This is a genomic window from Catenulispora subtropica, assembly GCF_039531675.1.
Taxonomy (GTDB): domain Bacteria; phylum Actinomycetota; class Actinomycetes; order Streptomycetales; family Catenulisporaceae; genus Catenulispora; species Catenulispora subtropica.
Genome location: NZ_BAAAQM010000043.1, coordinates 19533 through 36778, shown reverse-complemented (window position 1 = coordinate 36778; position 17246 = coordinate 19533). Strand labels below are relative to the sequence as shown.

Below are 17246 nucleotides of genomic sequence, written 5' to 3'. Positions count from 1 at the left end.
GATGGCCCTCGGTGTAGCCCTATACCTCGAAGGAGCCTCTTAATGATCAGTCGCCGTGACCTCGTCGCGAGCAGCGACAGCCATCGTTGGAGTGTTCGATCGGAGGCGCCGACGTGCACGCCGGCGCCTCCGGGGACTGGCCATCAGCACGAGCATGACGATGAGCCTGCCCTTCGCCCTGGTGCCGTTCCTCGCCGCACCGGCGTCGGCCGCCAGTTCGTGCGTGGTGAGCGGTGCCGTCACGAAGTGCACGTTCACGTACAGCGGGAGCGCGGACAGCTTCACCGTGCCGGCCCGGGTGACCACGCTCTTCCTCGACGTCAAGGCGGCCTCCGGTGGCCGCGGCTGCGCCGGCGGCGACGGCGGGTTGGGTGCGGAGGTCCAGAGCACCCTGAGCGTCACCCCCGGTCAAGCACTGCTGATCAACGTCGGGGGGAAGGGCGGTGACGCGACCTGCGGCGGAATCAACGATGCGGTGGCCGGCGTCGGCGGCTTCAACGGCGGTGCCAATGGCGGCATCGGGGGGTTCGCCCAGGAATACGCCCCCGGCGGTGGTGGCGGTGGCGCCTCCGAAGTCCGCACCGCACCCTACACCCTGAGTGATCGACTGGTGATCGCGGGGGGCGGTGGTGGTGGCGGAGCCATCGGCGGTAACGGCGGCATTCCCGGCGGCGACGGCGGTGGCGGCGGCCAGGCCGGGGTCACCGGACAGGCTGGCGCCGCTGGTACCAATTCCACCGGCGGGCAAGGGGGCGGGGGCGGTACCTCCACCGCCGGTGGCGCCGGCGGCAGCGGCGGGTCCTTCGTCGGCGGGAGCGGCGTCGCGGGTGCCGCCGGGGCCAGGGGCGCGATCGCCACTGGCGGCGTCGGCGGTGCGTCCTCGTTCGAAACCGAGTCCGGCGGCGGCGGTGGCGGCGGCGGCCTCTACGGCGGCGGTGGCGGCGGCGAAGGCGCGATCGCGTTCGGCCAAGGCGGACCGGGACTGGCGGCCGGCGGTGGTGGCGGCGGCGGCTCCAGCGCGGGGCCGGCCGGCAGCATCTTCACCAACAGCACCTTCACGGGCAACGGTGTCGTCACCATCACCTACAGCACTCCGGTGGCGCCGCTGAGCGTGCCGTGGGCGGCGAGCCTGGCGTCGGGCACGGTGGGATCGTCCTACTCGGCGCCCACCACCACCGCGAGTCCGAGCGGCGGCGTTTCGCCGTACACCTTCGGGATCAGCTCCGGCAGCCTCCCGGCGGGGCTGACGATCGATCCGTCGACCGGCGTGATCTCGGGCACCCCGACCAGTGCGGGCAGCTCCACGTTCACCGTGACCGTGACGGACAGCAACAGCCCGGCGGCCTCCCAGTCGCAGGACTTCACCATCAACGTGCAGCAGAGCGCGACCACCACCACGGTGACCAGCTCTCAGAACCCCTCGGCCTACGGGCAGACGGTGACGTTCACGGCGACGGTCACAGGCACGAATCCGACCGGCAGGGTGACCTTCCTCGACGGTGGCCAGCAGATCGGCCTGGCCGACCTGGACGGCAACGGCCAGGCCACCTTCGCCACCAGCACACTGGCCGTCGACCCGCACTCCATCACCGCCTCCTACCGCGGTGACGCCAACAACGCCGCCAGCACCAGTGCGCCGCTCATCCAGACCATCACCCAGGCCGCGACAGCTCTCACCGCACGCAACGCCACGATGACCCGCAGGGGCAACATCCTGGTCATCAACGGCCTGTCCGCGACGTTGACCAGCTACAACACCCCGGTGAGCGGCCGGACCATCACGTTCTACAGCAACGCGGCCATCCCCGCCGTACTGTGCACCGCCACCACCGACGCCACGGGCACGGCTACCTGCAGCCCGACCATCACGGCGCCCTCCAACCAGATCAGCAACCTCGTCAACGTCCTCCGAAAGAGCGGCTACCGCGCCTCCTTCGTCGGGACGACCAACTACGTTTCCTCGTCGGCCGTCGCCACGGTGACCCAGACCAGCTGAGCAGAACCGCACCGAAGGCCCCGGACGAGTCCTCGTCCGGGGCCTTCGGCTGCTGCTAAAGGATCAGCGCACCGAAGCCCGGCGCCCCGTTCGAAGCGCTCGGCGCCCCGCGCCGGCGTCGCCCCGCGGTGGACCGAACTCGACCACGACCGCGGCGCCGCCGGAAGTCGAGGCCGTCACTGTCAGGGTGCCGCCCGAGCGGGTCGCGACGCGAGTGGCGATGTCCAGTCCCAGGCCGGTCGAGCGGAGGCGGGTGCTGGTGCCCCGGACGACGGCGGACGGGTCGGGGAAGCCCGGGCCGGAGTCGGCGATCGTCAGGGTGGCGCCGCCGTCCGTCGCGGCGATGAGGCGCACCGTGAAGGGGGTTCCTTCGTCGGTGTGCGTGAATACGTTGTCCAGCAAGGTGTCGACGCACTCGCTGACGTCTTCGGGGGTCGCCGCCACCCACACCGGCTGTGGGGGGAGGTCCACGTGCATCAGGCGGTCCTGTTCCTCCGCGAGCGCCGACCAGAATGTCGTCCGGTCGCGGACCACCGCGGCGGCGTCCGCGCGGGCCGCTCCCGGGGGTTCGCCCGCGCTGGGGCGGCGGGCGGTGCGGATGATGTCCGTGATCACCCGCTCCAGGTCGTCGAGGCCCTCGCCGATGCGGGCGTGGTCTTCGGGGTCGCGCAGGGATTCGGCGTCGATCCGGAGTGCGGTCAGGGGGGTGCGGAGGCGGTGCGACAGGTCGGCGACGGTTTCGCGCTCGTGCTGGAGCAGGGCGCTGATGCGCTCGGCGAGCCGGTTCAGGGCGCTGCCGACGCGGCGGACTTCCTGGGGGCCGGCTTCGGCGGTGCGGACTGTCAGGTCGCCGGACGCCATCGCGTCCGAGGCGTCGACCAGGGCGGTGAGCGGACGTATGAGGGACCGGGCCAGCATCGCGGCCACTGCGGCGGTGACGGCCAGCAGTCCGAGGGCCACCGCGCCCAGGATCATCCAGGTCCTGGCCACTCCGCGGCGCAGTTCGCTGTCGGGGACGAAGGTCCGCACGACGGCTGTGCCGTCCGGCAGGCCGGCGACGGCCACCAGGACTTCGCGGCCGCCCGGTGCGGCCGTCGTGAGGGACCGGCCGGTCGCCGCCAATCGGATCGCGTCGTCGCGGACCGCCTGCTGGCCGACGACGCCGCCGTCGGGGAGGAAGACCGTCACCGGCCGCACGGACTGGCCGACCACGGCCGGCAGGTCGGTCCGGTCCAGCGTGGCCACCAGTGACGCCGTCGCCTGGGCCTGGGTCGCGGCGTCGTCGACGGCGTGCTCGGCGGCCGCCGAGCGCACCATCAGCGCCAGCGGGATCATGAAGGCGACCAGCACCAGGGAGCTGGTGGCGAGGGTGAGCAGTATCAGGCGGTTCTTCATACGGAGGACGCCAGCCGCACCCCGACCCCGCGAACCGTATGGAGGAAACGAGGATTGGCCGCGTTCTCACCGAGCTTGCGGCGAAGCCATGACAGGTGGACGTCCACCGTTTTGTCGGCGCCGCCGTAGGGGAGCCGCCATACGTGCGTCAACAGGTCGCGTTTGGTGACGACCTCGTCGGCGTGCGCCGCCAGGTAGTGCAGCAGGTCGAACTCGCGAGGCGACAGGTCCAGCGGCACCCCGTCGAGCCGGGCCACGCGTCCGCGGGGGTCCAGTTCCAGACCGCCCACGGACAGCGGCGTCGGTCCGCCGCCGGCCTCTGGTCCGCCGCGTCGCAGCACGGCGCGGATCCTGGCGTCGAGGTGGCCGGGGCTGAACGGTTTGACGACGTAGTCGTCCGCACCCGCGTCGAGCACCTGGATGATCTGCTGTTCGTCGTCCTGCGCGGTGGCCACGACGACCGGCACCCGGCTGACGGCGCGCATCATCCGCAGCACCTCGTAACCGCCGATGTCGGGCAGGCCGAGGTCGAGCACGACGAGATCGGGCCGGGAGTCCACGACCAGGCGCAGCGCCTCGGTCGCGGTACCGACGGAGTCGACCGCATGCCCTCGGTCACCGAGGGCCCGCAGCAAGGCGCGGCGTATGGTGGGATCGTCCTCGACGAGGAGCAGCTGGGCCACCGCGCCACCGTACCCACAGGCGGACTGTCCTGCGAAGGGCTACTGCGGATCCGGGAACTCCTTTTACTCTCGGATAACGCCGTCTTAGGGAAGCACACCGGAGCATGGCTGATGTGAAGGTACGGGTCACCGCGGGCATCGGAGCCTGGTTCATCGGCGCGACGACGGCGACCTGTTTGTCCCTTTTCGCGATCTCCTTCCTCGACACCGACGTGGCCGGCACCCAAGGCACGACGTTGAGCGCGCAGGACGTCACCCGGGCCCTGTCCAGCGCGGCCTCAGTGACGCCGCCCTCCTCGACCCCGTCCGGCCCGGGCGCGGCCGCCCCGGACGCCTCCGGGCCGGCCGCACCTTCTACGTCTTCGCCCCTGAACGGGTCCACGGCGGCTCCGTCCAGCGCCTCGCCCCTGTCCCCCACCGGTCAACCGCCGACATCGGCACCGTCCTCGGCGTCGACTTCGCAGGCCATGGCGTCCGCGAAGCGCCGGATCTCCGGCCACGGCGGTCAGGTGGAGGCGCAGTGCCAGGGATCGCTGGCCTACTTGGTGTCGTGGACTCCGGCGCAGGGCTTCCATGCGGGTCCGGTCCAGCGCGGACCGGCACGCTACGCCGCAGCGGTCTTCGTCGACGACGCTCTGCAGCGGCCGTGGACGCTGCACGTGTCCTGCCTCAACGGAACGCCGACGGCCGTCTCCGGCGACGACGACTGGAACGACCACTGACCGCCGGACAAGGACACACGTCCTACCGCCGTCGCGGGCGATCGCTCTCCTCCACCAGCAGCGCGAGAGTCGGACACGCGGCGGCGGCACGGCGCGCGTGGTCCAGGAGATTCGCCGGGACCTGGCCCCGGGTGAGGATCGGATATCCCCAGGGGTCGAGCTCGACCAGCTCCGGCAGCAGCTCGGCGCACATGCCGTGGGCCTTGCAGGTGATGGGGTTGACCCGGAGGAAGTGACTCATTTGCGGGCCTCTTCGCGTTCGTGCAGCGGGGGGAGGGGCAGGACGGGACGGCGACGCAGACCCTCGCACGGACCGAACCGGTCGTGCTCATAAGCGTCGTCGGCGAAGACCTCCATCGCGCTGCGCACCAGGGCTGCGACCCCGTCCGGATGACGGCAGGCGCCTCGCTGGTCGACCAGGTCGATCTGGCGCCCGACCTGCTGGATGGCCCGGCTCCGGCCTCCGGTGAAGGCCAGCTCGCCGAGAGCGTCGGCGAGCGCCGGGAGCCCGAAGACACAAGGCCCGCACTGGCCGGCGGTCTCCTCGGACAGGTAGCGGACGACGCGCGCAGTCTCCCCCAGGACGCACGCCGAGTCCGGAAGCACGATCAGGACCCCGGCGCCCAGGAACGCTCCGGCGCGTCGCATGTCGGCGTGGGTGAGCCGGACGTTCCACGCCACCTCGGCCGCCATCCAGGTTCCGAAGTACCCCCCGGACAGCACGGCTTTCAGCCGCTCGGCCGGCCCGCCGGCGGCCAGGATCGCCTGCCCGATCGGCAGCCCCATGGGGACCTCGTAGACGCCGGGCCGGTGGACGGCGCCGGTGATCGTCATCAGCATGCTGCCGGGCGCGTGCGGCGCGCCGACGGTGCGGAACCAGCGGTCGCCGTGCCGGGCGATCAGCGCCAGGTGCGCGAGCGTCTCGACGTTGTTCACCAGTGTGGGGCGGCCCCGGACGCCGCGCTCGTGGGGGCGGGGCCCGAAGGTGGGGACGGCCGGTCCGCCGTCGATGAACCGCACGAGTGAGGACTGCTCGCTGGCGACGTACCGGCGCGGGAGTTCGACGATCTCGACCTCCAGCCGGTCGATCCGGGCCCGCCGCCGGTGGCCGACGAGGTCGCGGAGCCAGGCGGTGTATTCGGGCTCGCCGCGGTGCACGCACAGATACGCCCGGTCGGCCCCGACCGCGCGGGCGGCCAGGGCGATGCCGTCCAGCACCAGGTGGGGGACGCGGGTGAGCAGGAACCGGTCCTTGCTGCTAGCCGGCTCGCCCTCCATGCCGTTGGCGACGACGACGGCCGGTCCCCCGGCGGCGTCGGCCACCGAGCGCAGCTTGCGGCCGGTGGGGAAGCCCGCCCCGCCGCGGCCGCTCAGACCCGAGCGTTCGACGACCTCGATCAACGCCTGCCGGCTGACGTCCACCGGTGGCGGGCCGTACTTGCGGAGATGGGCCTGCAGATCGGCGGAGTGGTCGGACCAGGCGCCTTCCAGGAGCCGGGGCAGGCCGGCGGCGGGTGCGGCCCGCAGGAGATCGGTTTCGGCCATCGTCAGGGCACCAGGGTGTCCGCCGGGTCGGGACGCAGACCGATCATCACGCGCCACAGCAGCGTCGCGCCGATGAAGGCGACGCAGCCGTATCCGAGATACCGGCCCCAGGCCACGCCCGGGTCGGATCCGGTGCCCCAGGCGTGCAGCAGGGCGACGGGCCAGCACAGGTACGACGTCCAGTGCAGGAGCCGCCACGTCCGCAGGCCGATCCGCTCCCGCAGCAGCGACGTCACCACCAGCGCCAGGAGCAGGTCGCAGGCGACCGCGCCCAGCCCGAGCCACACGGTCCGGTACTGGGACAGGAACGGCGCGAACGCGTCGAGGAGGGTGATGCTCGTGTAGCTGTCGATCACCGTCGTCGCCACGTGCAGCGCGAGGAAGATCAGGATCATGAGGGAGGCGTTGCGGTGCAGGCCGACCAGGACGAAGCGCGGCAGGCGCCGGCTGGAGCGCCGCGACCGGATGACCACTCCCAGGAAGACCGAGAAGGTGAGCATCAGGAGGCTGACGATTCCGGTGGCCCGTGTGAGGTACCAAAGGCCGGGTCCGTTGAGCGACAGGCTCATTGCAGGCGGTCCTCCTCCGGCCAGCCTCCGAGCAGGGTGATCCGTCCGTCGGGGCCGAGCAGGCGCATCGGGCACCCGGTGCCGTGCAGGAACGGCAGGAGAGCGGGCCCGCGGACCAGTGCGGCGGTGGTCAGGATGTTGGCGTCGACACAGGTCCCGGCGACCGCCGAGACGGTGTGCCAGTGCACCGCGGCGGTATCGCCGGTCACGGGGTCGACGATGTGGTGGACCGCGCGGCCGTCGTGCAGCCAGGTGCGGACGGTCGTTCCGGAGGTGGCGGCCCCGCCGTCGTGCAGGACTATCGTCTGGCCCGGCGCGTCGGCGTCGGTCCGCTCGCCGTCGGCGGCCCGGACCGGCCAGCCGCCGTCCGGGGCGGGCCCGGCGACGGAGAGGTCGCCGGACAGGTTCACCAGGACGCCGCAGCCGAGCTCGGCGGCCAGGCGGCGCGCGGCACGGTCCGCGGCGTGGGCCTTGGCGGTGGCGCCGAAGTCCAGCCGGACACCGCGCGGTATCCGGATCCTGCGATGTCCGGGATCGACCTCCACGCTCTGCCAGCCGGGCACCGGAACGGGGTCGGGGCACGAGCCCGGGCTCTCGGCGCGATGGCGTCCGGGCCCGGCTTTGCGTATTTCGGCGAAGTCGCGGTCGTAGCCGAGTGCCAGGAGAGCCGAGCCGCACGTGGGGTCGACGGCGCCCGCGGTGACCTCCGCCGCTCGCAGTGCGACGCCGAGGAACTCGAGGAACAGCGGGCTGACGGAGACCGCGGCCCCTTGTGCGCTGTTGACCCGCGAAACCTCCGAATCCGGCCGGAAGCGGGAGCACGCGGTATCGATCGCGGCGAGTTCGGCCGCGAGCACCCGCTCACCGACGCCGATAAGTCGGAGGCCAAGCGGTCTTAGGAAGACAAAAGGATCATCCAACTCCTTGGCTCACAGAACGACATGGCTACGATCCGACTTGCGGCCGGGTCTGGATGTGCGTCGTCATGGCGCTCACGGCTTGGACGTGTGGGTGGAGGTCACCGGCGGAGCGCTGGTCGTCGTGGGCTTCGTCGTGGGCGGCTGCACCGGCGCGCTGGTGGACGTCGGCTGCGGCACGGGCGCCTGCGTGGTCGGACGCGGCGCCGGCTGCGTCGAGGTCGTGCCCGGCTTCGGAGCGGCGCTCGTGGAGCGCGCCGACGTCACCCCGGGCTTGCCGGCCGACGAGGAGTCGGGTGCGGGCGCACCCGGGCCGCTCGGCGTACCGGACGGCGACCCGCCGGACGCGTCGGCCACCGGCGCGCTCCCGCCCGGAGCGGATCCGGTGCCCGCCGCGGGCGCCGTGGACGCCGCGTTCGCCCCCTGGGCGTTCGACGGATCCGATCCCGAAGTCGCGGACTTCGCCGAATGGGAGATGACCGTGGTGAGGGCGAACGTCGTCGCCAACCCCACCTGCGCCGTGCGCCACGTCAGCGTCGACAGGCGGCGGAGTTGCGAGTCGCGGAGAGCTTCACGGTGGCCGGATGAAGTCATGCCGGCCAGTACAGCCGCCCGAATGCTAAGGCCCCGCTAAGGGTGGTTCAAGAGACCCTCCAGAATCGGCGGTTCAGGAGGATCAGGAGGATCAGGAGGATCCAAGCACGCCGTTGTCGGCCGTTTCCGCCGCCGTCGGCATCATCGTCGCAGCGCCTCCACCGGTTCGATCCACGCCGCGCGCAGCGCCGGATACAGCCCGGCGAGCAGCCCGACCACCGAGCCGATCAAGGGGGCGGGAAGCACCGCCCATGGTTGGAGCACGGCGGTCCAGTCCCGGGTCAGGGCGACGCCGACGACGAGGCCGACGCCGACCGAGGTGCCCAGGAGGCCGCCCAGGGTGCCGAGGACGGTGGATTCGGCGAGGAACTGGCCCGCGATGTGGCGGGGCCGGGCGCCGAGCGAGCGGCGGAGGCCGATCTCGCCGGTGCGTTCCAGGACCGCGACCAGGGTGGTGTTGGCGATTCCGACCGCGCCGATCACCAGGGACAGCGCCGCCAGGAGGAGGAACAGGGTGTTGAAGTCGCCGGTGACGTCGTTGCGCAGGCTCTTGGGATCCGGCGGCGCGATCGCGGTGAGCAGCGTCGGGTCGTCGGGGCGCAGGACGATCGGGGCCTGGTGGGCGATCAGTTGGGCGGCGCCCAGTTTGGTCTCGATCAGCATCTTGGCACGGGACGGCTCTCCCGGCGGACCGTAGCCGGCCAGGGCGGTGCTGGTCGGGATCATCACCGAGAGCAGCATCTCCTGGTGACGCTGGACGTCGCCGATGATGCCGACCACCGTGTACGCCGTGCCGTCGACGAAGACGGCGGGTTCGGCGTCCAGCCGGGTGATGCCCAGGCGGGAGGCGGCCGCGGCGCCGAGGACCGCCACGCGCTCCTGGCGTCCTTCGTGGAAGGCGTTGTAGAGCGTTCCCGCGGTGAGCGTCGGGTGCATGGCGGCGAGCGCTCCGGGATCGGCCGCGTAGACGGCCAGGCCGGAGCCGTCGCCGGCGGCGCCGGACTGCAGGTCCGGGGCCGCCCCCAGCCGCGGGCTGCGCAAGGGCACCGGCCAGTAGACGCCGGCGTGCACCACCCCGTGCAGCGCTTCCACGCGAGCGCCCGCGTCCGGGGTGAACGAGATCGCGGGATCAGGTTGCTGGCCTTGGCCGTGCGCGGTGCCGGTGTCGTCGACGCCCACCTCGGTGGCCGACAGCACCGTGAACCGCTTGTCGATCTGTCCGGCGGCGGTGGCGGTCAACCCGAGGATCGTGACGAAGGCCCCGATGCCCAGCACCGTTCCGAGCATCGTCAGGACCGAGCGGCCCGGCCGTTGCAGGATGCCGGCCAGGGCCTCCGCGCCCAGATCGCGCAGGCCGAACCGGGAGCGCTCGGCGATCCGGCGGCCACGCCCACGACGATCGCGGCCCGTTCGGAGCGTCGCGGACGGCGAGGAGGTGCTCTCCCCTTCGCCGGACACCGCCGTGCCGGTGGTCACCGTGTCAGCCATCGGAGCTCACCACGCCGTCCCGGATCGTCACCGTCCGCTGCCCCCGCCGCGCGACCGCGGCGTCGTGGGTGATGACCACGATCGTCAGGCCCGCGGCGTGCAGTTCGTCGAGCAGCTCCATGACCCCCGACGCCGTCGCGGTGTCGAGGTTCCCCGTCGGCTCGTCGCACAGCAGCAGCGAGGGCCGGTTGACCAGTGCCCGGGCGATCGCGACCCGTTGCCGCTCACCGCCGGACATGTGGGTGGGCACCGCCTCACGCCGGTGCCCGAGCCCGACACGCGCCAGGGCTTCGAGCGCCGCGGGGCGTCTCAGGCCTTTGCGGGTGCCGTTGTAGAGCTGCGCCAGCATGACGTTCTCCGTCGCGGTCCGGTAAGGCAGCAGGTGGAAGGACTGGAACACGAACCCGATCCGACGGCCGCGCAGCGCGGTGCGCTCGCCTTCGCGCAGCGTGGACACGTCGATGCCGTCCAGCTCGTAGGTGCCCTCGGTGGGCCGGTCGAGCAGTCCGACGACGTTCAGGAACGTCGACTTGCCCGAGCCCGAGGGGCCGACCACGGTGACGTACTCGCCACGGGTCACTTCCAGGTCCGCCGGGCGCAGGGCGCGGATCGGCGGCGGTCCGGGGTAGGTCATGCCCACGCCCCGTAAGGCGATCACCGGGGCCACCGTCATTGGCCGATCACCACGCGGTCGCCCTCGGCCAGCGCCCCGGCGGTCACCGGCTGGACTTCGACGAACCCGCCGCCGGAGATGCCGGCCCGGACCTCCGTGCGCACCGCGTCGTGGCCGTCGGGCCCGATCTTCGACACGACGGTGCGTCCGTCCGCGCCGGCCGAGACCGCGGACTGCGGGACGACGAGCACGGGGCCCGACGTGGCCGCGGACGTGATCGTCACCCGGACGTCCTGGCCCGCCCACGTCGTCGCGTCCAGACTGGTGGCGGGGGTGACGGTCACCGGGACGTAGGGGTTCCCGTCCCCTCCCCCGGCGTTCGCGGCACCGGCCTGGTTGTTCTGCGCCTGGGGGGTGTCGACGGTGACCGACCCCACGGCGGCCACGGTGCCGGAGGCGTTCTTGCCGATCGCCTCGGCGACGATGTCCGCCTTCATCCCGGCCTTCAGCAACCGGGCCTGGTCCGGCGTGACCCGCGCCGTGATCCCGAGCGTGCCGGAGGACAAGGTGATCACCGGACCGGTCACCTTGTCGCCGACCTTCGCGGGGAGTTGCGTCACCTGAGCCGGGAAGCCGGGCAGGAACACGGCCTCGGCCAGTGGAACCATCGGCCCGGTGGTGGCGATCAGCGTGGCGCGCGCGGTCTTGGCCTGGTCGAGGGCCTTCGCCAGGTAACTGCGCTGCACGGCGACCGGCTCCTCGCTGGAGACGGTGCTCAGAGTCCCGGTCGGGGTCGGCCTCGGGGCGTCCGGCGGCGTGGTCGGGCCGGCGGTGCCGCCGCCGGTGGGGGCGACGTTCGCCGGTGACGAGGACGAGGAGGACAGGGCCGCCAGGGAGGAGGAGGACGCCGACGCCGCCGAGGAGATCGAGGAGTTCGCCGAACTCGCCGAGACCTTCCGGTCGAAGTCGTTCAGGTCGCGCTGCGCCGTGTCCACGGCGTTCTGCGCGGCCACGATCTGGGCCTGGTCGGCGGCGTCGTTCGGACCGCCGGTCGTCGGCACGTCGTAGCCGAGGTGCTTGTAGAAGTCCGTGACGGCGGTCTTCGTCCCGGGGCCGAAGTGCCCCTTCTTGTCGCCGCCCGAAGAGTAGCCGAGGCCGGCCAGCGCGGTCTGCAGTTCGGCGACGTCGTCACCGTCGTCGTTCGGCTTCAGGTCGCGGAAGGCCGGGATGGACCCGGGCAGCGCGATCACCGGCCGGCCGGAGACGTCCACCAGCACGTCGCCCGCCTTGACCGTCTTGCCGACGGCGGTGTGCAGAGCGCTGATCACCGAGGTGGCGGCGCCCTGGGCCGAGGACGCGGCCGGGGTGACCTGCAGCTGGGTGGTGGCCGCGACCTGGCCCCGGGTGGTCAGGACGTCGGTCAGGACCCGCCTCTCCACCGGGGCGGACAGCACCGAGGCCTCCGGGGCCTTCGTTTCCGCGGCCAGCTCCGCCGGGGATTTCACGAACGTCGAGGCGGCCAGGCCGCCGCCGGCCACCAGCGTGGCGCCGAGGGTGACCGCGATGAACGTCCGGCGGCGGCGCGCCAGACGGGAGCGGCCGGTGTCGCTCGGGTCGGTTGGGCCGGTCTGATCGGTTGGGCCGGTCTGCGTGGTCGGGCCGGCCTGGTCGGTCACGTTTGCCGGGCCGGTCTGGTCGGCCGGGCCGGTCGCGGCCGCCACGACGGGGATCGTCTCGGTCGGATCGTCGGAGCCCGGGAAGGCGTCCGCGAGAGGGTCGCCGGACATGTCAGGACCCCGATGCGACGATGGCGGCGGCGCGCTTGACCTCGTCCGCGCGCTGCTTCTGGACCTCGTTGAGCGCGGTGGCGTGCTGCTCGATGAACGTGTTCTCCAGGTCGGTCTCGGCCTGGAACCAGATGCCGTTCAGGTTGACCTGCTGCTTGCAGGTGGCGTCGGCGACCGCCGAGGCGATCTCCGGGGCGGAGGGCTGCACCGCCTGGCCGGGGCCCTTCAAGAACTGCTTCGGCCCGTCGAACGGCACCGAATAGTTGAACCCCGCCTTGTTCATGCAGGACTTCCACGCCTTGAGCGCGTCCTGCACCCTGGGGTCATGGCCCGCGGGCCCACCTGGAGTCGTGTCCTTCCCGTCGGCGTTCGGGCCGCTGAGCGCCGTCTCCTGGTCCTTGCTCAGATCCGGGCCGAGCACCTTGCTCTCGGCCTCCCCCTTGCACCCGCCTTCCGGCACGGCCTGCCCTCCGGCGGACTTCACACCGCCGATGAGCACCAGGTGCGAAGGCGAGCTCTTGCCGTCGTCGGGCTCCGCCGGCGCCGGCTGCGTGACCTGCTGCTGCGGGCTGTGGTAGCCCCACAACTGGGCCTGCTTGACGTCGTCGACCCCGAAGCCGTAGTGCTTCGGCGAATCACCCGACGAACTCTGATCCGGCGCCGGCGGCTGGTAGTCGAAGCCGAACCGCTTCATGCAGTCCCGGGTGACGAGGCTCATCGCCTGTTGGACCACGCGCTGGTCCTTGTCGGACAGGAAGATGTAGGCGTCCATCGGCAACGAGCCGGAGTCCTTCGGCGCGGTGCTGCCACCGCTGGTGGGAGCGCCGCCGGCCTTCGCGTTCGCGTTCGGCTTCGCGTTCGCCGCGGCGGGGGCGCCGGCGGGCGCGGAGGCGGAGGAACAGCCGGTCAGGACCATGGCAGTGGCCGCCGCAAGCAAAGTGCATGTCAAAATCCTGGTCTTCAACACGGAGTCCTCCCGAAATCGGTGTCAGAGGGCTCAGCGGGCTCGTCGACCGCCTGCCATCCGATTCGACGCTCGAAGAGGGGCCGGTGTTACGCGCCGCCCGGCTCGTCCCCCGGTAGCAGGAAGTCCCGGATCAACTTGTCCGCCTCGCGGAACAGAGGCCGCACCACCTTGAACCGGCTCAAACCGATGATCCGGGCCACCATGGGCGAGGTCCGGTCGACCAGTTCCCGCGTTCGCCGGGCGCCGGGTGAGCGGTCGTAGACCCAGAACAGCACGATCGCCATGTGGTGCATCCACAGCAGATCCGGCAGGTTCTCGGCGATCCCCGGGTCGTACTTCGCGGTGGACCCCAGGACGGCGCGGCGATGGACGTCGATCACCTTGTCGCGGGTCGGCTTGGACTCCGGGGAGAAGGGGCTGAGGGGAGAGTTGGGATCCACCGCGTTCTTGACGAACTGGGTGGCGAACTCTCGATACGGCTCGGCCACGTCGATCCAGGTATGGAGGTCGGCCGAGAGGCGGGTGGCCAGGTCGCGGTGGGGGCGCATGGCGGCGAGGGCCTGGGCGACGTGGCGTTCGGAGACCTCGTCGTAGAAGGCCTGGATCAGATGGTCTTTGGAGCCGAAGTAGTAGTAGGCGTTGCCTACCGATACTCCGGCTTCCTTCGCGATCGCGCGCATGGTGGTCTTCTCGTAACCGTCGCGCTCGAACAGGCGCAGGGCGGTGTCGAGGATGAGGGCCTTGCGCTCGTCGCCGCGGGCAGTGGTGTTCTCCACGCGGTCGCGGGCCACGCCGGTCTCAGAATCGGTGCGTCCCGGTCGGGGCTCGGGGGGCCCGCTTGGCTCCATGCTCTCGTCGTCCTTCGTACGGTTCCGGCGCCGGGACGTCGCAGGCCCCGTCGGCACAGCCGGTGCCGGGCCCGACGTCGGTCAGCGACGCGCGCAGCTTGGCCGCCACGAGCACCGCGGCGCGGGCGAAGGGCCGGCCGGCCGGGGTGGCGAGGCGATGGGCGAGGCCGCGGTGCTTGGCCAACGCCCACAGGCACGCTATCCAAGCCGCGTCCCCGGAGAAAATCTGGCCGCCGTCGCCGATGACCGTGATGTCCTCCAGGGTGGCCTGGTGGTTCAGGCCGGGGTACCGCATGCGGGCGTTCGTCGAGCCGGCCGGGACGAAGGTCAGCGGCACGAGCTGCTTCTGACGTTCGAGCCAGAAGTGCACGGCGCGGCAGAGCCGGCACTGCGCGTCGTAGAGCACGGTGAGGCCGCGCACGGGCTGCGCGGCCTGCCGGGGAGCCGGCGCCGTCACAGCTCGGCCTCGGCACCGGCCAGGTACCCCGTCGGCGGGATCGGCGGGATGCCGTGGTCCCGGCGGCTGGAGGACCGCAGCTTGTTGAGCACGAAGACGTTGCCCAGATGCATGCCGCCCAGGACCAGCAGCACCACGCCCTCCTTGACCGACAGGCCCTCGAAGACCTGGCGGGCGGTGTCGGTCGTGGACCCGCTCTTCAGATACAGGCTCACGAAGCCCAGGTTCACCAGGTAGAACCCGACGACCAGGAGATGGTTCACCGCCTCCGGGAGCTGTTCCGAGTCCGGGAAGACCTGGGCCAGGAAGACCCGGCCGGCGCGGCTGAGCGTGCGGGCCACCCAGACGGTGAGCACGACGCTGATGAGCAGGTAGATCACGTAGGTGAGGACGGTCAGGTCCACGTTTCCCCTCCGAGTTGAACGTGTTCAACTTCTACTGACACGGGAACCGTAGCACCGGACTTGAACGTGTTCAACTTTGAGTCGCGAAACCGCCTCTGAACTGCGCCATCGCAGATCAGAGGCGGTGCATCCGCTCCCGGAGGGAATCAGGAAGCCGACGGAGTCCAGCCGGCCGGCAGACCGGACTGCGCGAGGACCGAGCTCACGATGTAAAAGTCCTGGTCCGAGGCGACGCGGTGGCCGTGGGTGTCCGGAAGCGTGGCCAGCGGGACGGCGAACGGCCGGGGCGCGCCCTTGATGTGGCCGGTGTAGGTGCCGTCGGCGGTGAACAGCACGCCGAGGGCCCCTTCGGTATCGGGCTGTGCAGTGAGTTCGGATGCTGTGCCGGTTCAGGGAGTCAGGATGATCTTTCCGGCGACCGTCCCCGACTCGGCGAGCCGCAGCGCCTCGCCCGCCCGGGCCAGTGGCAGCCGGGCCGCGATCGGGGCGGTGATGTCGCCGCGCCGCAGCGCCGTGAACACCTCGCCGAGGTCGGCGCGCAGCCGGGCCCGGAAGCGGTCCTGGTTGAGCTTCTTGCCGGCCCAGATGTTGAAGAAGGACGCGCGGCGGCCGTTGGGCAGGATGTCCCACAGCGTGGTGCGGGCCAGGATCTTCAGGACCGGCCACTGCTTGGACCCGGTGTCGTCGCGGGTCGAGGCACTGCCGTAGGCGACGAGGGCCCCGCCGGGGGCGAGCAGGTGCCAGGAGTCGACGACGCTGCGCCCGCCGACGTGGTCGAACACCGCGTCCACACCGCCCGGCGCCAGGCCGCGGACCTGCTCCGGCACGTTCCCGGCGCGGTAGTCGACCGGGATGACGCCCGCCGCCCGCAGGGCGTCGTGGTTCCGGACCGAGGCGGTGCCGATCACGGTCACCCCGGCGGCGAGCGCGAGCTGGGCCAGGACCGAGCCGACCCCGCCGCTGGCGCCGTGCACCAGGATCGTCTGCCCGGCCCGCACGCGGGCCCGGCGGTGCAGCATCTGCCAGGCGGTGATGCCGTTGACCACGACGGTCTCGGCCTGCTCCGCGCTCAGGCCCGAGGGGACTTCCACCGCGTCCCGGGCATCGGCGAGCACGTGGCTGGCCCAGCCGCCGACCTTGGTCAGCACCGCCACCCGCCGCCCGGCCAGCTCCGGGTCGACCCCGGCACCGGTCGCGGACACCCGGCCCACGACGTCGTAACCGGGCACGAAGGGGAACGGGGGCTGGTCGTAGTACCGCCCGCGGCGCATCTGCTGCTCGGCGAACGAGACCCCGGTCGCCTCCATGGCGATCACGATCTGCCCCGGGCCGGGCCGCGGCACGGCCACTCGCTGGACCCGCAGGCCCTCGGGCTCCACAACACCCGGAAGAACCACCTGGACAAGCGTCTGATCGGTCATGGCCGCAGCCCTTCTTGAGAAGCTCTTGTGTTCGTTAGAAGTTATAACACCGAACGTGAGTGAGTGTCAATCACATAAGTGATAGCCTCTAACCAGACGGCGGAGACGGAGGATCAGGTCATGGCGACGGCCCAGACGGAGACCGGGACACCCAGGCAGCGCTATCGCGCCCAGGTGCAGGAGGAGATCAAGAAGCACGCGTGGGAGCAGATCGCCACCGCGGGCGCCTCCGCGCTGTCGCTGAACGCCGTCGCCAAGCAGATGGGGATGAGCGGCCCAGCGCTGTACCGCTACTTCGCCAATCGCGACGAGTTGATCACCGAGCTCATCCGCGACGCCTACCAGAGCCTGGCCGACACGATCCATGCCGCCGCCGCGGACGGCGCCGATCTCCGGGGCCTGGCACAAGCCCTGCGCACGTGGGCGCTCGCAGACCCCCAGCGCTATCTGCTGCTCTACGGCACGCCGGTGCCGGGCTACCACGCGCCCGAGGACACCACGCGGCTCACGAGCGAGGTCATGACCGCACTGCTCGACGCCAGCGACGCCGAAGGGCTCGGCGCCATGCCGCCGTCACCGCTGCAGGAGCACCTGGCCGAGCATCGCGGCTGGGCGGGAGCGCACCCGGCGGATCCGGCGGCGCTGCACCGGGCCGTGATCTTCTGGACCCGGATGCACGGGGTGCTGTCGCTGGAACTGGCCGGCCACTTCGACGGAATGGGTTTCGACCCCGCTCAGCTGTATGCGGCTGAAGTGGAGGCCGTCGTAGGGGGCTGACCCGCTGCGACAGACATCGAGACAGCCGGGTGGCGTACTTCAGCGCCGGCGAGGGCTTCGGTG

At 71.7% G+C, this 17246-nt stretch carries 19 protein-coding genes; 4 read left to right on the top strand and 15 right to left on the bottom strand.

Annotated elements, in window-relative coordinates:
* Positions 1–154: 154 nt before the first annotated feature.
* Complete coding sequence (locus tag ABD466_RS30505) at positions 155–1996, top strand: Ig-like domain repeat protein (RefSeq protein ID WP_344660665.1); 1842 nt, start codon at positions 155–157, stop codon at positions 1994–1996.
* Positions 1997–2059: 63 nt separating this feature from the next.
* Here ABD466_RS30505 and ABD466_RS30500 read toward each other — a convergent pair whose 3' ends face one another.
* Positions 2060–3391, bottom strand: a complete 1332-nt coding sequence (locus ABD466_RS30500) for a HAMP domain-containing sensor histidine kinase (RefSeq protein ID WP_344660664.1) — start codon at positions 3389–3391, stop codon at positions 2060–2062.
* The gene (locus ABD466_RS30495) at positions 3388–4074 is read right to left on the bottom strand and encodes a response regulator transcription factor (RefSeq protein WP_344660663.1); all 687 of its coding nucleotides are present in this window, start codon (positions 4072–4074) and stop codon (positions 3388–3390) included. Before ABD466_RS30495 ends, ABD466_RS30500 begins: the two co-directional genes overlap by 4 nt.
* A 104-nt stretch (positions 4075–4178) precedes the next feature.
* Between ABD466_RS30495 and ABD466_RS30490 the strand changes: the two genes are divergently transcribed.
* Complete coding sequence (locus ABD466_RS30490) at positions 4179–4796, top strand: superantigen-like protein SSL4 (protein ID WP_344660662.1); 618 nt, start codon at positions 4179–4181, stop codon at positions 4794–4796.
* A 22-nt stretch (positions 4797–4818) separates the two neighbouring features.
* On the opposite strand, the gene ABD466_RS30485 is transcribed toward ABD466_RS30490, so the two are convergent.
* Genes ABD466_RS30485 through ABD466_RS30470 form a run of 4 tightly spaced genes read right to left on the bottom strand, consistent with a single transcriptional unit; the run spans position 4819 to position 7767 of the window.
* The gene (locus ABD466_RS30485) at positions 4819–5037 is read right to left on the bottom strand and encodes a ferredoxin (protein WP_344660661.1); all 219 of its coding nucleotides are present in this window, start codon (positions 5035–5037) and stop codon (positions 4819–4821) included.
* Positions 5034–6341: an NADH-ubiquinone oxidoreductase-F iron-sulfur binding region domain-containing protein gene (locus ABD466_RS30480; protein ID WP_344660660.1), complete on the bottom strand. Its 1308-nt coding sequence runs from the start codon at positions 6339–6341 to the stop codon at positions 5034–5036. Before ABD466_RS30480 ends, ABD466_RS30485 begins: the two co-directional genes overlap by 4 nt.
* 2 nt (positions 6342–6343) lie before the next feature.
* The gene (locus tag ABD466_RS30475) at positions 6344–6910 is read right to left on the bottom strand and encodes a ferric reductase-like transmembrane domain-containing protein (RefSeq protein ID WP_344660659.1); all 567 of its coding nucleotides are present in this window, start codon (positions 6908–6910) and stop codon (positions 6344–6346) included.
* A complete protein-coding gene (locus ABD466_RS30470; RefSeq protein WP_344660658.1) occupies positions 6907–7767 on the bottom strand; it encodes an FAD:protein FMN transferase in 861 nt (286 codons plus the stop codon). The genes ABD466_RS30475 and ABD466_RS30470 overlap by 4 nt, the downstream gene beginning before the upstream one ends.
* A 142-nt stretch (positions 7768–7909) precedes the next feature.
* On the opposite strand from ABD466_RS30470, the gene ABD466_RS30465 reads away from it, so the two are divergent.
* Positions 7910–8461, top strand: a complete 552-nt coding sequence (locus ABD466_RS30465; RefSeq protein WP_344660657.1) for a hypothetical protein — start codon at positions 7910–7912, stop codon at positions 8459–8461.
* A 101-nt stretch (positions 8462–8562) separates the two neighbouring features.
* Here the strand turns inward: ABD466_RS30465 and ABD466_RS30460 are convergent, their stop codons facing one another.
* From ABD466_RS30460 to ABD466_RS30420, 9 genes are all read right to left on the bottom strand, one after another.
* The gene (locus tag ABD466_RS30460; RefSeq protein ID WP_344660656.1) at positions 8563–9909 is read right to left on the bottom strand and encodes an ABC transporter permease; all 1347 of its coding nucleotides are present in this window, start codon (positions 9907–9909) and stop codon (positions 8563–8565) included.
* Positions 9902–10582, bottom strand: a complete 681-nt coding sequence (locus ABD466_RS30455; RefSeq protein ID WP_344660655.1) for an ABC transporter ATP-binding protein — start codon at positions 10580–10582, stop codon at positions 9902–9904. The genes ABD466_RS30460 and ABD466_RS30455 overlap by 8 nt, the downstream gene beginning before the upstream one ends.
* Positions 10579–12309: a peptidoglycan-binding protein gene (locus tag ABD466_RS30450; protein WP_344660654.1), complete on the bottom strand. Its 1731-nt coding sequence runs from the start codon at positions 12307–12309 to the stop codon at positions 10579–10581. The genes ABD466_RS30455 and ABD466_RS30450 overlap by 4 nt, the downstream gene beginning before the upstream one ends.
* A 1-nt stretch (position 12310) precedes the next feature.
* Positions 12311–13225: a hypothetical protein gene (locus ABD466_RS30445; protein WP_344660653.1), complete on the bottom strand. Its 915-nt coding sequence runs from the start codon at positions 13223–13225 to the stop codon at positions 12311–12313.
* A gap of 137 nt (positions 13226–13362) precedes the next feature.
* Positions 13363–14067 carry a TetR/AcrR family transcriptional regulator gene (locus ABD466_RS30440; RefSeq protein ID WP_344660652.1) on the bottom strand — a complete coding sequence of 235 codons (705 nt, stop codon included), beginning with the start codon at positions 14065–14067 and terminating at the stop codon, positions 13363–13365.
* Between the two features lie 7 nt (positions 14068–14074).
* Positions 14075–14581, bottom strand: a complete 507-nt coding sequence (locus ABD466_RS30435) for a thiol-disulfide oxidoreductase DCC family protein (protein WP_344660651.1) — start codon at positions 14579–14581, stop codon at positions 14075–14077.
* The gene (locus tag ABD466_RS30430) at positions 14578–14985 is read right to left on the bottom strand and encodes a hypothetical protein (protein WP_344660650.1); all 408 of its coding nucleotides are present in this window, start codon (positions 14983–14985) and stop codon (positions 14578–14580) included. Before ABD466_RS30430 ends, ABD466_RS30435 begins: the two co-directional genes overlap by 4 nt.
* A 146-nt stretch (positions 14986–15131) precedes the next feature.
* On the bottom strand, positions 15132–15320 hold the full coding sequence (locus tag ABD466_RS30425) for a hypothetical protein (RefSeq protein ID WP_344660649.1): 189 nt from the start codon (positions 15318–15320) through the stop codon (positions 15132–15134).
* Positions 15321–15374: 54 nt separating this feature from the next.
* Positions 15375–16406 (bottom strand): medium chain dehydrogenase/reductase family protein, encoded by a 1032-nt coding sequence (locus tag ABD466_RS30420; protein ID WP_344660648.1) that lies wholly within the window; start codon positions 16404–16406, stop codon positions 15375–15377.
* A 120-nt stretch (positions 16407–16526) separates the two neighbouring features.
* Between ABD466_RS30420 and ABD466_RS30415 the strand changes: the two genes are divergently transcribed.
* Positions 16527–17183, top strand: coding sequence for a TetR/AcrR family transcriptional regulator (locus tag ABD466_RS30415; protein WP_344660647.1), 657 nt, complete (start codon positions 16527–16529; stop codon positions 17181–17183).
* Positions 17184–17246 lie beyond the last annotated feature (63 nt).

Bases quoted from the DNA above. Each gene is read 5' to 3' on its own strand.
- ABD466_RS30505 (WP_344660665.1), top strand. From the start codon at position 155: ATGACGATGAGCCTGCCCTTCGCCCTGGTGCCGTTCCTCGCCGCACCG.
- ABD466_RS30500 (WP_344660664.1), bottom strand. From the start codon at position 3,391: ATGAAGAACCGCCTGATACTGCTCACCCTCGCCACCAGCTCCCTGGTG.
- ABD466_RS30490 (WP_344660662.1), top strand. From the start codon at position 4,179: ATGGCTGATGTGAAGGTACGGGTCACCGCGGGCATCGGAGCCTGGTTC.
- ABD466_RS30485 (WP_344660661.1), bottom strand. From the start codon at position 5,037: ATGAGTCACTTCCTCCGGGTCAACCCCATCACCTGCAAGGCCCACGGC.
- ABD466_RS30480 (WP_344660660.1), bottom strand. From the start codon at position 6,341: ATGGCCGAAACCGATCTCCTGCGGGCCGCACCCGCCGCCGGCCTGCCC.
- ABD466_RS30475 (WP_344660659.1), bottom strand. From the start codon at position 6,910: ATGAGCCTGTCGCTCAACGGACCCGGCCTTTGGTACCTCACACGGGCC.
- ABD466_RS30460 (WP_344660656.1), bottom strand. From the start codon at position 9,909: ATGGCTGACACGGTGACCACCGGCACGGCGGTGTCCGGCGAAGGGGAG.
- ABD466_RS30455 (WP_344660655.1), bottom strand. From the start codon at position 10,582: ATGACGGTGGCCCCGGTGATCGCCTTACGGGGCGTGGGCATGACCTAC.
- ABD466_RS30450 (WP_344660654.1), bottom strand. From the start codon at position 12,309: ATGTCCGGCGACCCTCTCGCGGACGCCTTCCCGGGCTCCGACGATCCG.
- ABD466_RS30445 (WP_344660653.1), bottom strand. From the start codon at position 13,225: ATGGTCCTGACCGGCTGTTCCTCCGCCTCCGCGCCCGCCGGCGCCCCC.
- ABD466_RS30420 (WP_344660648.1), bottom strand. From the start codon at position 16,406: ATGACCGATCAGACGCTTGTCCAGGTGGTTCTTCCGGGTGTTGTGGAG.
- ABD466_RS30415 (WP_344660647.1), top strand. From the start codon at position 16,527: ATGGCGACGGCCCAGACGGAGACCGGGACACCCAGGCAGCGCTATCGC.